The sequence below is a fragment of the Burkholderia mycopellens genome, assembly GCF_964265025.1.
In the GTDB taxonomy this organism is placed as follows: Bacteria; Pseudomonadota; Gammaproteobacteria; order Burkholderiales; family Burkholderiaceae; genus Burkholderia.
The window spans coordinates 3,473,223-3,486,477 of sequence record NZ_OZ183803.1; the positions used below are offsets into that span (position 1 = coordinate 3,473,223).

12 protein-coding genes are annotated in these 13,255 nt (G+C 63.8%); 6 read left to right on the top strand and 6 right to left on the bottom strand.

The features are described from left to right. Nucleotides 1–47 precede the first annotated feature (47 nt). Nucleotides 48–971 carry a LysR substrate-binding domain-containing protein gene (locus tag ACPTTC_RS33950; protein WP_226197165.1) on the bottom strand — a complete coding sequence of 308 codons (924 nt, stop codon included), beginning with the start codon at nt 969–971 and terminating at the stop codon, nt 48–50. Nucleotides 972–1,088: 117 nt separating this feature from the next. On the opposite strand from ACPTTC_RS33950, the gene ACPTTC_RS33955 reads away from it, so the two are divergent. Beyond that, entirely contained in the window at nt 1,089–2,174 is a 1,086-nt protein-coding gene (locus ACPTTC_RS33955) for a tartrate dehydrogenase (protein WP_423395674.1), read from the top strand. A 505-nt stretch (nt 2,175–2,679) separates the two neighbouring features. Here ACPTTC_RS33955 and ACPTTC_RS33960 read toward each other — a convergent pair. Together ACPTTC_RS33960 and ACPTTC_RS33965 are read right to left on the bottom strand one after the other, a co-directional pair. Further along, nucleotides 2,680–3,159 (bottom strand): DUF1348 family protein, encoded by a 480-nt coding sequence (locus ACPTTC_RS33960; protein ID WP_175952794.1) that lies wholly within the window; start codon nt 3,157–3,159, stop codon nt 2,680–2,682. A gap of 63 nt (nt 3,160–3,222) precedes the next feature. Then, nucleotides 3,223–3,828 (bottom strand): TetR/AcrR family transcriptional regulator, encoded by a 606-nt coding sequence (locus ACPTTC_RS33965; protein ID WP_423395675.1) that lies wholly within the window; start codon nt 3,826–3,828, stop codon nt 3,223–3,225. A gap of 182 nt (nt 3,829–4,010) precedes the next feature. Between ACPTTC_RS33965 and ACPTTC_RS33970 the strand changes: the two genes are divergently transcribed. Further along, nucleotides 4,011–4,649 carry a GNAT family N-acetyltransferase gene (locus ACPTTC_RS33970; RefSeq protein WP_175952792.1) on the top strand — a complete coding sequence of 213 codons (639 nt, stop codon included), beginning with the start codon at nt 4,011–4,013 and terminating at the stop codon, nt 4,647–4,649. After that, a complete protein-coding gene (locus tag ACPTTC_RS33975; protein ID WP_423395676.1) occupies nt 4,646–5,062 on the top strand; it encodes a hypothetical protein in 417 nt (138 codons plus the stop codon). Before ACPTTC_RS33970 ends, ACPTTC_RS33975 begins: the two co-directional genes overlap by 4 nt. A gap of 395 nt (nt 5,063–5,457) precedes the next feature. Here ACPTTC_RS33975 and tdh read toward each other — a convergent pair whose 3' ends face one another. After that, complete coding sequence (tdh, locus tag ACPTTC_RS33980; protein ID WP_047902093.1) at nt 5,458–6,486, bottom strand: L-threonine 3-dehydrogenase; 1,029 nt, start codon at nt 6,484–6,486, stop codon at nt 5,458–5,460. A 13-nt stretch (nt 6,487–6,499) separates the two neighbouring features. Continuing rightward, complete coding sequence (locus tag ACPTTC_RS33985) at nt 6,500–7,699, bottom strand: glycine C-acetyltransferase (RefSeq protein WP_175952790.1); 1,200 nt, start codon at nt 7,697–7,699, stop codon at nt 6,500–6,502. A gap of 161 nt (nt 7,700–7,860) precedes the next feature. Here ACPTTC_RS33985 and ACPTTC_RS33990 point away from each other — a divergent pair, with 161 nt between their 5' ends. The 3 genes from ACPTTC_RS33990 (at nt 7,861) to ACPTTC_RS34000 (ending at nt 10,116) form a co-directional block, all read left to right on the top strand. Further along, the gene (locus ACPTTC_RS33990) at nt 7,861–8,472 is read left to right on the top strand and encodes a helix-turn-helix domain-containing protein (RefSeq protein ID WP_226197170.1); all 612 of its coding nucleotides are present in this window, start codon (nt 7,861–7,863) and stop codon (nt 8,470–8,472) included. Nucleotides 8,473–8,612: 140 nt separating this feature from the next. Beyond that, nucleotides 8,613–8,993, top strand: coding sequence for a DUF2471 family protein (locus ACPTTC_RS33995; protein WP_423395677.1), 381 nt, complete (start codon nt 8,613–8,615; stop codon nt 8,991–8,993). A gap of 103 nt (nt 8,994–9,096) precedes the next feature. Continuing rightward, nucleotides 9,097–10,116 (top strand): tyrosine-type recombinase/integrase, encoded by a 1,020-nt coding sequence (locus tag ACPTTC_RS34000; protein ID WP_226197172.1) that lies wholly within the window; start codon nt 9,097–9,099, stop codon nt 10,114–10,116. A gap of 136 nt (nt 10,117–10,252) precedes the next feature. Here the strand turns inward: ACPTTC_RS34000 and ACPTTC_RS34005 are convergent, their stop codons facing one another. Then, the gene (locus ACPTTC_RS34005; protein WP_423395678.1) at nt 10,253–11,434 is read right to left on the bottom strand and encodes a DNA-binding protein; all 1,182 of its coding nucleotides are present in this window, start codon (nt 11,432–11,434) and stop codon (nt 10,253–10,255) included. Nucleotides 11,435–13,255 lie beyond the last annotated feature (1,821 nt).

Consider the following 13,255-nt stretch of genomic DNA (forward strand, 5'->3'; position numbering starts at 1 on the left):
GCCGACGTTCCGCGCATGCTCCCGTAAAAGCTCACCTTTAGCCGGTTTCAGGCCGTCTCGTCACCCGCGGCGGCATTCAAGCCGGCCAGCGTCTCCACCAGAAAATCCACGCAGACGCGCACTTTCGCCGACGCCGCAACGCGCTCCGGATACACGGCCCAGATGTTCGCGGGCTGGATTGCATCCGGCAGCACGCGACACAATGCGCCGCGTTCGATCAGCGGCGCGGCTTCCCAGATCGAGCGCAACACGATTCCGCGGCCGGCCAGCGCCCACTGCACAGCCACCTCGCCATGGTTCGTCGACAGCGCGCCGCCCACCTTCACGGTGGCCGTTTCGCCGCGCACGTTCAGCCGCCACACGCCGAGCGGGTGATCGCGCTCCTTGATCGCAAGACAGTCGTGCGACGCGAGATCCGCGAGCGAGCGCGGCGTGCCGCGCCGTGCCAGATAGTCGGGCGATGCACACAGCACGCGGTAGTTCGCGGCGAGGCGGCGCGCGATCAGGTGATCGGCGATCTCGTCGCCGATGCGCACGTCGAGGTCGTAGCCTTCGCCCGCAACATCGACGAGCCGGTCGAACAGATCGAGCCGCACGTTCAACTGCGGATAGCGCGAGGTGAAGTCGAGCAACGCCGGCGCGACGACGTGCCGGCCGAAGCCGAAACTGCTCGATATGCGCAGCGTGCCGCGCGGCACCGTGCGCGTGGTCGATACGTCCTCGACGAGATGATCGACGTCGTCGAGGATCTTCTCGGCGCGCGCGTACACGCGTTCGCCGGCTTCCGTGACCGTCACGCGGCGCGTCGAACGATGCAGCAGGCGCGTGCCGAGCTGCGCCTCGAGCAACGCGATGCGCTTGCTGACGTAGGCGGGCGATACCGCGAGCTGCTCGGCGGCCGCGCTGAAGCTGGTCAGGCGGACGACCAGGCTGAACACGCGCAGGTCGTCGAGATTCGGCGATTTGTTCACGATTCGTGGAAAGTCGATTAACCTTTAGCGCGATTTTAATCCGAATGGAAATAAATAAAATGACGTGACGCGCCGCTGCCTCTCCCCGCGGCCGGCCCACCAGCCAAGGAGCTTTGCATGACCGACAAAACCTACAGAATTGCCGTGATCCCCGGCGACGGGATCGGCCGTGAAGTGATGCCCGAGGGCCTGCGCGCACTCGATGCCGTGACCGCGCGCTTCGGCGTCCGCTTCGACTTCGTCCAGGTCGACTGGGCGAGCTGCGACTACTACGCGCAGCACGGCAAGATGATGCCGGACGACTGGAAGGCGCAGTTGTCGGGCATGGACGCAATCCTGTTCGGCGCGGTCGGCTGGCCGGCAACGGTGCCCGATCACATTTCGCTGTGGGGCTCGCTGCTGAAATTCCGCCGCGAATTCGACCAGTACATCAACCTGCGGCCCGCACGCCTGTTCGACGGCGTACCGTCGCCGCTCGCCGGCCGCCGCGCGGGCGACATCGACTTCATGATCGTGCGCGAGAACACCGAGGGCGAATATTCGTCGGTCGGCGGCACGATGTTCGAAGGCACCGAGCGCGAGATCGTGATGCAGCAGTCGATCTTCACGCGCCACGGCACCGAGCGCGTGCTGAAATTCGCGTTCGACCTCGCACAGCGGCGCGCGAAGCGCCTCACCGTCGCGACGAAGAGCAACGGCATCGCGATCAGCATGCCGTGGTGGGACGCACGCACGGCCGAGATGGCCGAGCGCTATCGCGACATCGCCGTCGACAAGCAGCACATCGACATCCTGTGCGCGCGCTTCGTGCTGCAGCCTGACCGCTTCGACGTCGTCGTCGCGTCGAACCTGTTCGGCGACATCCTGTCGGATCTCGGGCCGGCCTGTACGGGCACGATCGGCATCGCGCCATCGGCGAACCTGAACCCCGATCGCAAATTTCCGTCGCTGTTCGAACCCGTGCACGGCTCCGCGCCCGACATCGCGGGGCAGCACATCGCGAACCCGGTCGCGATGATCTGGTCGGCGGCCTTGATGCTCGACTTCCTCGGCAACGGCGCGGGCCGCGAGCGCGAAGCGCACGATGCAATCGTCGCCGCAATCGAGGACGTGCTGCGCGCCGGGCCACATACGCGCGACCTCGGCGGCAACGCGGGGACGCAGGAAGTGGGTGAGGCGATCGCCGCGCGGATCGCGGGCTGACGATCACGCCCGGCGCGATTGCGCGCGCCGGGTAGCGACCGCACGAATCCGTGACGAGTGAACGGTCAGCGGTGAGCAACATGTCATGCGTTGGCGCACCCGCGCGAATTCCGACGCCCGCACGGTGAAGTCGAGCGGTGAGCAACGTCGCACCGCCACGCGCACGACTCGCGCTATCCGTTGTTGACGTCGATACGATCGGTGAGTTGCACATCGCGCGCACGCACACCGATCGTCAATCTACTGCCGGCCCTGTGCGACAGGTGACATGCATCACGCGGTGAAGCACACCGTTGCACGCCGATACGTGCATCGCACGACGTCGACGTGTGCGGCCTGTCCGCGTGGCCCGATGCGAAGCCGCATCGAACGGCTCGAAGCACACAGTCCGACGCGACGTTTCACCTCATCCCGAAAAATCTCACCTTCAGCGCACCGACTCCCGAATTTCCTCACCGTTGAATCCCGGTGATGCGTTCACCGATGCGTCGAGTCGACGCGCGCGTCACAGCCCGAGATCGGACAACCCCGGATGATCGTCCGGACGACGGCCGAGCGGCCAGTGAAAGAGACGATCCTGTTCGCGAATCGGCAGGTCGTTGATGCTCGCGTGACGATGCGCCATCAGGCCGTTTTCGTCGAACTCCCAGTTTTCGTTGCCGTACGAGCGGAACCAGTTGCCGGCGTCGTCGCGCCACTCGTATGCGAAGCGCACCGCGATGCGATTGCCGTCGAACGCCCACAGCTCCTTGATCAGCCGGTAGTCGAGCTCGCGCGTCCACTTGCGCTGCAGCAGCCCGACGATTTCGTCGCGGCCGGTCACGAATTCCGCACGGTTGCGCCATCGGCTTTGCGGCGTATAGGCGAGCGACACGCGCTGCGGGTCGCGCGTATTCCACCCGTCCTCGGCAGCGCGCACCTTCTGGCGTGCCGTTTCGAGCGTGAAGGGCGGAACGGGCGGACGGACTTCGGGGGAAGCGGACATGAGTGGCTCCTGTTCAGGTTGTGGCCGTGGACAACCGCGGCCGGTTCGGATTCGCTGCTTCGACTACCGCGAAACGGTGTCGAGCAGCAGTTCGGCTGTCGCGCGCGCATCGCGCGCGGCGTTTGCATCGCCGCTGACGAGCGCCACGCCGATCGCGCCGTCGATCAGCACGAGCCATTGACGCGCAATGCGCGCGAGCCCGCGGCGCTCGATGCCCGTTTCGTCGGCATACGCATCGAACCGCTCGCGCACGAATGCCAGCAGACGCGCCTTGTGCATACGCGCGACGACGCGCACGGGATCGTCGGCGTCGGGAATCTCGCCCGATGCATTCAGGAATGCGCAGCCGTGAAAGTCGGGCTGCCGGAACCAGTCGCGCAGCACGTCGAACATGCCGAGCAACTGCGCGCGCGGCGCCTTGCCGAGCGCCAGCGTTGCATCGACGAACCAGCGCATCCAGCGCTCGTCGCGGCGTTCGAGCGCGGCGACCACCAGCGCCTCTTTCGATTCGAAATGCGAATAAAAGCTCTTTCGTGCCGCGCCGGATCGCTTGACGATCGCATCGACGCCGGTTGCATGGATGCCGCCCGAATAGATCAGCGCTTCGGCTGCATCGAGCAGCCGGTCGCGAACGCCCGGTTCGCCGGAGAAGTCGTGAGGTGTGTTCATGGGTTTACGGTAGAACGATCGTTCTCCATCGTCAACACCCGCATGGAAAAGCCCTGTCGGCGAGAGGGATGAATCGCGCGCTGGCCGCGCGCCGCGGCCCGCCGCGTTTACGACATTTTTTCTTGAAGCGGACGCGCGACGCTCACTACACTTCGGTCACCCTGTCTGGGCGAAAGGACATCATGCAGCGACCGGAATCCGCGCGCCCCGCGCGCGCCTATGCGGCTTATGCGAAGCGGCTCGACGGCCGCGTCGTCGTGCGGCGCTTTGACCCGCGCAACGATTCGTACGACACGTTGACCGCGCTGCTGCATCGCGCGTTTGCGCCGCTCGGCGCATTGGGCTTCAACTGCCCGTGCGTCGATCAGCCGGCCTCGGTGACACGCGAACACGTGCTCACCGGCGAGTGCTTCGTCGCGCTCGGCAATGCACACCTGGTCGCGACGATGACGATGCGTTCGCACGATCCGGATTCCCGCTGCGATCCGTACCGCAGCCGGCACGTCGCGACACTCGGCCAACTGGCCGTCGATCCCGTCTGGCAGGATCGCGGCATCGGCCGTTCGCTGCTCGCGTTCGCGCAACGTCGGGCCGCCGCGCGCGGCGCGACGCATCTCGCACTCGACGCGCCGTACGCGGCAGTCCGGCTCATCGACTTCTATCGTCGCGAGGGATTTCAGCCACTCGACGTGATGCGCTTTCCGGGACATAACTACGACAGCGCGATCCTGTGCAAATCCGTCAGCGTCGCGAACGAGCGCATCGTTGCCGGCGATACGACACAGTTCGACGTTGCGCGGCATGTGGGTGCGGCATCATGAAACAAGAGGTGCCGAAGCGCGATGGCGGCGACGATCAAACCCGGCTTGACGTGCGGCAAGCACGCTTGCGCGCGGCGCGGCGGCTGCGCGGTGTCTTGAAGCTGACGATTCTCACGATCGCGGTCGCCCAGGCGCTGGCGTTCGCGTTCGAAAGCCTGCTGGTCATGGCCGGCTTCGCGCCGGATGCCGCGACGGTATTGCTGTTCCGCTTCGTAACGTGCGCGCTCGTCAGCTTCTGGCTGCAAGCGGATGCGTTGCGCGCGTATCAATACGCGGCGCAGCACGGGTTCGTCACCGCTCCCGGCGCGCAGGGCGATCCGGCCGACATCGCGCCGCAGTGCCCGAAGCGCTGGCTCGTCGTGTTGAGTCTTCAACTCGACCCGCGAGGGTTGAATGGTGAACGGATCAAGTAGCGGCCTGCGCACCGATCGATGTCTATCGATGTCGATCGCTTCTCGCATGAGTGAGTCGCAACGAGGCGTGAAGGCTCACGCTTGATGGCGCGGCTCGGCACGGCATCGCATGGCGCGCGTCGCGGACGGTCACGCGGCAAGCCAGGGAGGAAGTGTCCTGAAGAGAGGGAGCAGGTGCCGAACGGCGTGCTGTCGGAAAGCCGGGCGACTGCCGACAGGTGACGTGAACGTGCGATTGCAGGTCACCGAGGTGCGATCGTGTCGCGTTTCGGCGCACAAACACAGCTCCCGAATAGTCTCACCTTGAGCCCGGATTCACGTGTTTCGACTCGAGGATGCAGACGTAAAACCAAAACGGGGCAGGCGGCAAACACGCCGCGCCGCCCCTTCGGCACTCAGGCTGTCCAGTCGAGAATCACCTTGCCGCTTTCACCGGACAGCATCGCGGCGAAGCCTTTCTCGTAATCGTCGGCCGCAAAGCGATGCGTGATGATCGGCGACAGGTCGAGGCCGCTCTGCAGCATCGCGACCATCTTGTACCAGGTCTCGAACATCTCGCGACCGTAGATGCCCTTGATCTCGAGCCCCTTGAAGATCACCTGGTTCCAGTCGATCGCCGTCTGCGCGGGCGGAATGCCGAGCAGCGCGACCTTGCCGCCGTGGTTCATCGCCTCGAGCATGCTCGTGAACGCGCTCGGCACGCCCGACATTTCGAGGCCGACGTCGAAGCCTTCGGTCATGTGCAGGTCGGCCATCACGTCGCGCAGCGACTCGCGCGCGACGTTGACCGCACGCGTCGCGCCCATCTTGCGCGCGAGTTCCAGCCGGTAGTCGTTGATGTCGGTGATGACGACGTTGCGCGCGCCGACGTGCTTCGCGATCGCGACGGCCATGATGCCGATCGGGCCCGCACCGGTGATCAGGACATCCTCGCCGACGAGGTTGAACGACAGCGCCGTGTGCGTCGCGTTGCCGAACGGATCGAAGATCGAGGCGAGATCGTCGGAGATCTCCGGCGGAATCTTGAACGCGTTGAACGCAGGAATCGCCAGATACTCGGCGAACGCGCCTTCGCGGTTCACGCCGACGCCGACCGTGTTGCGGCACAGATGGCGGCGCCCCGCGCGGCAGTTGCGGCAGAAACCGCACGTGATGTGGCCTTCGCCGGACACGCGATCGCCGATCGCGAAGCCGCGCACTTCCTGCCCCATCTCGACGATCTCGCCGACATATTCGTGACCGACGTGCATCGGCACGGGAATCGTCTTCTGCGCCCAGTCGTCCCACTTCCAGATATGGATGTCGGTGCCGCAGATCGCCGTGCGGCGGATCTTGATCAGCACGTCGTTGTGACCGACTTCGGGGCGCTTCACGCGCGTGAGCGTAAGGCCGGGGCCGCGTTCGAGCTTTGCCAGTGCTTTCATGGTCGCGCCTCCGTCAGATGATGCCGAGCGACTTGCCCACGCGCACGAACGCGGCGACCGTCCGGTCGATCTGCTCGGGCGTATGCGCGGCGCTCATCTGCGTACGGATGCGCGCGCGACCACGCGGTACGACGGGGAACGAGAAGCCGATCACGTAGACGCCTTCGTCGAGCAGCTTGTCGGCCATGTTCGTCGCGAGTTGCGCGTCGCCGAGCATCACCGGGATGATCGGATGCGCGCCCGGCACGAGCGTGAAGCCGGCTTCGGTCATCTGCTTGCGGAACCGCGCGCCGTTTTCGCGCACGCGCTCGCGCAGCTTCGCACCTTCGTCGCTGCCGAGCAGTTCGAGCACCTTCAGCGATGCCGCGGCGATGCTCGGCGTAAGCGTGTTCGAGAACAGATACGGACGCGAGCGCTGGCGCAGCAGTTCGATGACCTCGCGACGCGCGGCGACATAGCCGCCCGATGCGCCGCCGAGCGCCTTGCCGAGCGTGCCCGTGATGATGTCCACGCGGCCTTCGACGCCGCAGTGCTCGGGCGTGCCGCGGCCGTGCGTGCCGATGAAGCCGACCGCGTGCGAATCGTCGACCATCACGATCGCGCCGTAACGATCGGCGAGATCGCAGATGCCTTTGAGGTCGGCGATGATGCCGTCCATCGAGAATACGCCGTCGGTCGCGATCAGCTTGTGGCGCGCGCCCGCTGCGTCGGCTTCCTTGAGCTTCGCCTCGAGGTCGGACAGGTCGTTGTTTTTGTAGCGGAAGCGCTTCGCCTTGCAGAGGCGAACGCCGTCGATGATGCTCGCGTGGTTCAGCTCGTCGCTGATCACCGCGTCGTTCTCGTCGAGCAGCGTCTCGAACAGGCCGCCGTTCGCGTCGAAGCAGCTCGAATAGAGGATACTGTCCTCGGTGCCGAGAAACGCGGCCAGCGCGCTTTCCAGTTGCTTGTGGACGGTTTGCGTGCCGCAGATGAAGCGCACCGATGCCATGCCGAAGCCGTCCTGATCGAGGCCGGCCTTCGCCGCGTCGATCAGGCGCGAATCGTTCGCCAGACCCAGATAGTTGTTCGCGCAGAAATTGAGCACGCCGGCGCCACCGGCGAGCCGCACGTCCGCCGCCTGGGGACTCGCGATCTCGCGCTCGGTCTTGTAAAAACCGTCCGCGCGGATCTGGTCCAGCGTCCCGCGCACCTGGGCGAGAAAGGCATCACGCATCGCAAAGCTCCTGACAGGGTTTCGCATTCCGCAACGCGCCACTCGTGGCGGCGGCGCAACGGCCTGCTACTGTTATAGTCGGTCGTTCGGTTGACCGCATTTATCCGATATTCCGAACTAGAATTCGAAATACCGAACAACTCTAAGCGAACGGAATCCAAATGGCAAGTTCCTCCGGTTCGCGGCGCACGCCTGCCAGCGCCGCACCGCCACCGCCGGCCGCCACGCCGCCGCGTGTCGGCGAGCAGATCCAGCGGCTGCGCAACGAACGCAAGCTGACGCTAGACGACCTGTCGCGCGCGGCCGGCGTATCGAAATCGATGCTCTCCGAGATCGAACGCGACAAGGCCAACCCGACGATCGCCGTTGCGTGGCGGCTGACGAACGCGCTCGGCATCACGCTCGACGAGCTGTTCTCGCAGCCGAAGGCGCCCGAAACCATTCGCGTAGACGGCCCGCACGACATCCCGACGCTCGCCGGCCATGACGGCCGCTACCAGTTGCGCGTGTGGGGCCCGATCGACCTCGCCGGCAAGTTCGAGTGGTACGAGCTGACACTGCCGGGCGGCGGCGCATTGATATCGAACGCACACGAGCCCGGCACGCGCGAGCACCTGACCGTGCTGCAGGGCGCGATGGAAATCGAAGCCGCCGCAGCCAGCCGGCGCCTGAAGGTGGGCGACACCGCGCGCTATCCAGCCGATGAGCCGCACGCAATCCGCAATCCCGGCAAGGCCGAAGCGCGGGCACTGCTGATCGTGATACATCGCTGACGGCGCGAATAGCTGGCCAAACGGCCAATTGCAGGCCAGTTGCGGAAAACACTGTATGTTTGTACAGTATACGGACATTCCGCCATGCATGGGCTGGAGCCGGCGCACCGAGGCGCCCGCCCGGTCGACAGGAGCCTGCAATGACAGAAGAACAAAATTTGGCCGCGCTCAGCTTCAAGGCTGCCGCGCACGACCTCGAGCAGATCGTCCGGCATATCGCCGGGCGCTACATCCACCAGCGCGTCCCGCTGACGTGGCGCCTGCTGCACGCCATCGAGGCCGAGGCACTCGCCGATCTCGGCTTTGCCAGCCGGCACGAGGCCGGCATGCGTCAATTGTTCGAACGGCAGTTGGACATGACGTTTCCCGAAACGGACGATCCGATCGACTTCGGGCGCTCGAATGCGCTGCCCGCCGTTTTTTCGTTCGCGGTTCTCGCATATGAAGCCGCGTCAACGGCGTCGAACGGCACGGCGCCGCACGAGCACGTTCACCGCCCGTCCAAGGCATGGGGCGACTGACTCCCAGCCCGGGCCGCCGCGTTATGGCGGCCTCATCCAGCCTCTTGCTGCCCGAGACGTTGCGGAAAGGGCTACCATATACGCAACTAACGGAGTAAGTCACATGTCTCTTCCCGTCTCGCCCGACACCCTCGCACGCCCGGAAGAAACAGATCTGTTCGACCGTGGCGCATCCGACTGGATCATCTCGCCGGAAGCCGCATTCGATGCATGGCTCGCCATGCAGGACTATCGCCGCTCGTCGGCCGACGTCTATCGCGCGCAATGGGGCGCGTTCCTCACATGGATGCGCGCACACCAGAAGAATCTGGCAACGGTCGATACCGCAACCATCGCGAATTTCGTCGGCGAGCTGCCGATCCGGAAAACCCAGCGGATGCGCTACTTGCGGCTGATCGAGCGCGTGCTCGATCACATCCGGCGCACCGAATATGCGTCGACCAACCCGGCCCGGTTCATTGCTCAGGATGGCGAAGCGAACTGGCGCAAGGCGCGCGACAACGAACCGACCGGTTTTCTCACGCCTGCCGAGCGCGCCGCGTTGCTCGCGTACCTGTTTTCACCGATCGGCGTATCCGGTTCCGCTTACTGGAAAGAGCGGCGCGACCGCGCGCTCGTCGCCGCGTTTCTCGGTGCCGGCATTAAAACCGGCGAAGCTCGAGCGCTCACGATTAGTTGCATCAATACGAGTGGAACATCGCTGCAGATCGCGTCGACGCATCCGGATTTCGCCCGCGAAGCCCACCTCGCATCGTTCGCGATCGCCCTGCTGGAAGCCTGGCTCACCGAGCGCAAGCGCCAGGACATTCCGGGGGAACTCGTGTTTCCGGCATCCCATGCCGGGCGGCCGATGCACAAGGCGACGATGCTGCGCGCGATCGACGCGATCGTCGAATCCGCTGGGCTCACGTCGTCGCGCACCGCGCGCGCGAGCCCGCAAACGCTGCGCAATACCTATGCGGCTGAACTGTTCGAGCACGACGTGCCGCCCGAACGGGTCGGCAAATGGCTGGGCTTCATGCGGCCGATCTCGTCGAACCGCCTGCATCGCGCATGGAAAACCTGGCGCGACGGTTTGGCCTACAACAATGGTGACGCGTCCGACAGCGACGAAACTCACTGATCGCCAAACGGCTGCTCACGCGAAGCGACCCGTGAGCAGCCTTGTGTGGTGCAGCCTCACCGTTTCACAGCTCCCGAAAAACCTCACCTCAGGCTCTCAGGATCGTCTCACCTGTGCGGCGCAGCCGATCCTGGCGTCACGTGTGCGCAAAGCGCGCGACGGCTTCGAATCGGGACGGCCATGCGCCCGAGGCGTGCTCGCACTCGGGACAGGCCACTTCGAAACCTTCTTCGCTGTGTGACAGCTCCGGCTCGCCATCGCAATGCGGACAATGGGCCGGCACCGAAATCTCCTGATCCAGCGAGGTACCGATCGCGGCAAACGCCTCCGCATCCAGTTGCCCGGCATCGGCCAGGCGGCGAATCAGCGCGGCGATTTCCGGATTCACGCCGCGGCTCGCGCGCAACGAACTCACATCTCGCGTTGCACGTTCCAGTTCATCGGCCTGGCTGCGCAGCTGTTCTTCGAGCCGATCGGCACGCGCCTTGGCCGAACTCAGTTGCTGCAGGAAGTCGAACTCCTTGCGCTGAACGTCGCGCAAACCGCTCTGATAAGACGACGCCATGCTGCGTAACGAATCCAGCTCGACCAGCATCGGCTTGACGCGGCGCTCGGCTTCGGCCACGGCGTCCTTGATTTGTTGCGCATAGTGTTCGGTGCGCTGCTGCAGTTCGGCCTGCAGCGCATCGATGCGATCACGCAGCGTCGCGTTCTGCGCCTGCTCGGCTTCGATGCGGCCGGCGGCTGCAGCCAGTTCCTTTTCCAGTCGCGCGACTGTGGTGAGCAACGTCGCTTCGCTGGCCGAACCGTGCGTCGTTTGCGACGCGAGCTGGACCTCGAGTTCGGTTACGCGAGCCTGCAACTGCTCGTTTTTCGCTTCGCCACGTGCGAGCGCGCCTTCGAGCGTCTCCTGGCGGACGATTGCGTCGCGCAACCGCTGTTCGGCGTCGGCAATGCCGGCGCGAACCTGCTCGCGATCGCCATCCAGGCTGTCCCGCGCGGCTTTCAACGCTTCTTCATAGAGAGCGCCGAGCAACGCCCCCGCTTTTTCCTCGACAGCTTTCGGGATTGCGGCACCGTCGAGCCTGATCTTCGAGGCGGAACGGATGCGCTCCCAGAAATGGTCGATGTCTTTCGGAATATCGCTGGCGCTGCCGGTCTGGGTGAGATCGCGAACGTTGGCAGCCGAGGGCCTGATGCCGAGATCGAAAAACAATCGCTTGCACGCGTGCAGCGACAATTCCTGTCGCCGTGCACCGTTCGCGCGCAGCGATTCCAGTTCGTCCCGAATGGCTTGGCGTATTTCGTCCAGGGTCATCGCTGTGCTCACAGAGATTGAAATGTGGCAATCATAACGAAATACGTATTTATTGATACTTGTTTCGGCGTGACGTTGCGAATTTACGTCGCTGCGCACAGAAATCGGGTCTGTGAGCCAATCTGGACGACTGCGGCTCAATTTTCCGTGAAACAAAGCGAAGAAAATCAGCCAAGTCCTTGTGTTGCAAGCATTTTCCTGCAGGCCCCGAATTTTGGCATTTGTTTCACATGAACGCGGATCCGATTGCCGGGCGGTGTTCAGGGGTTGGGGTGTCTGTGGAAAACTCGTCAGCCGATGTCTTGAGAGTATTAGAAGTAAACACCCTTGAACCCTTAGTTAAAAACGTTAACGCCACGGCACAGCCTTATGCTGCAAGGCTTTCCGGCCGACAAGGTGAAGTTTTACGGGAGCCAAGGTGATCTTCTGCGGGAGCTGACGTGATTGGGTTCAGGGAGCTGCGTGAGCCGTTGCGGGAAAGGTCGTGAGCGGATTCGGGATCACAGTGAAACACGAGATTTCCCAAAGGTGAGGCTTTTCGGGGCCTCACAGCCACGGAACCCTCGCGGTGCCTAGCAGCACAGTTTTCTGCCTGTGCAGACAGAGGTGAGAATTTGCAGGACCTTCTTCGCGCCCCGATTCTGCCCATCTTTTAGGCAGTTTTCGTGAAAGGTGAGGTTTCACGGGACTCCACGGGAGTTTGGTGTGAGGATTTCCGGGAAACGAACGCCATTTTGCACAGCAAAAGCGTTCTTGGGGGCCTGTGAAGCCCTAAAGGTGAGGTTTTTCGGGAGGGAAATCCGGGTTTTCCTGGCCGGATCCCGTTAAGGTGAGATTTTTCGGGGCCCGGATCACAGGCTGTGATTCCGGCTACAGGTGAGCCTTTTCGGGAACGGCGTTTGCCCGAAAAATGGTCACAGGTGAGGCTTTTCGGGACCCATGTGCGGTTGAATTCGCCGAAAAGCCCGCCAGGACTGGAAGAAATCTGGTTTTCGCTGTGCCCCTTTTTGGCACAGGTGAGATTTTTCGGGGGCTGCCATGCGGTTGTCGTATGAAGGATTTCCAGCGAAAGGTGAGGTTTTTCGGGGGATGTCGGGGGCGCACAGCCTAATGCCTTCTGTGCATAAGTATCGGAAGGCATTGGGATTTTTGATACCGAGGCAGTTACGGTGAGGTTTTTCGGGAGCCTCTCGCATGCCTGTGGGAGCACAGCGATTTTTCCGTAAGGTGAGCGTTTTCGGGAGTCCTGGGTAGTGAATCCCCCGCGTGTCGGGCATTCGTCGATATCCGGACGAATGAACACACTGTGCTCAAGGTGAGTATTTTCGGGACCCGATACGGTTTGTGCACTGTACAATGCGCGCCCGGGCCGCCAAAGCGGGCCCGATCGGGTCGCGCGGGCCGGTTTCGCAGGCGTCTTTCGGGACGCCGGACCCGATCCCGATCTCCCGGCGAGTCAGGCCTGTACATGCATACAGGCCGATGAGGGCTTTCGGAGAAGCGCGGTGACCCGGGATCGCAACCCTGTGCCGAATGCACAGCCGCGCAGTCGTAAAATTACGACAAATCGAAAGGTGAGCCGATACGGGAGCACATTTCGCACGTGTCGCGCACAGGTGAAATTCTGTGAATCGGCGCATCCCGCAGCACGTCTGGACGAGTCCGGAACGCTGCAAATCCGCAGCGGTGAGGGTTTTCGGGAGCGTCTGGGGTGAGTGCCGTTTTGCACGCGCGCTTCACCCGCTATGGTGAGCATGTCGTTCTGGACGCACTTCACCGCAGGCGCTATCCTTCCGGAAAACTTCTCCTCCGACCCGACGT

Bases quoted from the DNA above. Each gene is read 5' to 3' on its own strand.
- ACPTTC_RS33955 (WP_423395674.1), top strand. From the start codon at position 1,089: ATGACCGACAAAACCTACAGAATTGCCGTGATCCCCGGCGACGGGATC.
- ACPTTC_RS33960 (WP_175952794.1), bottom strand. From the start codon at position 3,159: ATGTCCGCTTCCCCCGAAGTCCGTCCGCCCGTTCCGCCCTTCACGCTC.
- ACPTTC_RS33965 (WP_423395675.1), bottom strand. From the start codon at position 3,828: ATGAACACACCTCACGACTTCTCCGGCGAACCGGGCGTTCGCGACCGG.
- ACPTTC_RS33970 (WP_175952792.1), top strand. From the start codon at position 4,011: ATGCAGCGACCGGAATCCGCGCGCCCCGCGCGCGCCTATGCGGCTTAT.
- ACPTTC_RS33975 (WP_423395676.1), top strand. From the start codon at position 4,646: ATGAAACAAGAGGTGCCGAAGCGCGATGGCGGCGACGATCAAACCCGG.
- tdh (WP_047902093.1), bottom strand. From the start codon at position 6,486: ATGAAAGCACTGGCAAAGCTCGAACGCGGCCCCGGCCTTACGCTCACG.
- ACPTTC_RS33985 (WP_175952790.1), bottom strand. From the start codon at position 7,699: ATGCGTGATGCCTTTCTCGCCCAGGTGCGCGGGACGCTGGACCAGATC.
- ACPTTC_RS33990 (WP_226197170.1), top strand. From the start codon at position 7,861: ATGGCAAGTTCCTCCGGTTCGCGGCGCACGCCTGCCAGCGCCGCACCG.
- ACPTTC_RS33995 (WP_423395677.1), top strand. From the start codon at position 8,613: ATGACAGAAGAACAAAATTTGGCCGCGCTCAGCTTCAAGGCTGCCGCG.
- ACPTTC_RS34000 (WP_226197172.1), top strand. From the start codon at position 9,097: ATGTCTCTTCCCGTCTCGCCCGACACCCTCGCACGCCCGGAAGAAACA.
- ACPTTC_RS34005 (WP_423395678.1), bottom strand. From the start codon at position 11,434: ATGACCCTGGACGAAATACGCCAAGCCATTCGGGACGAACTGGAATCG.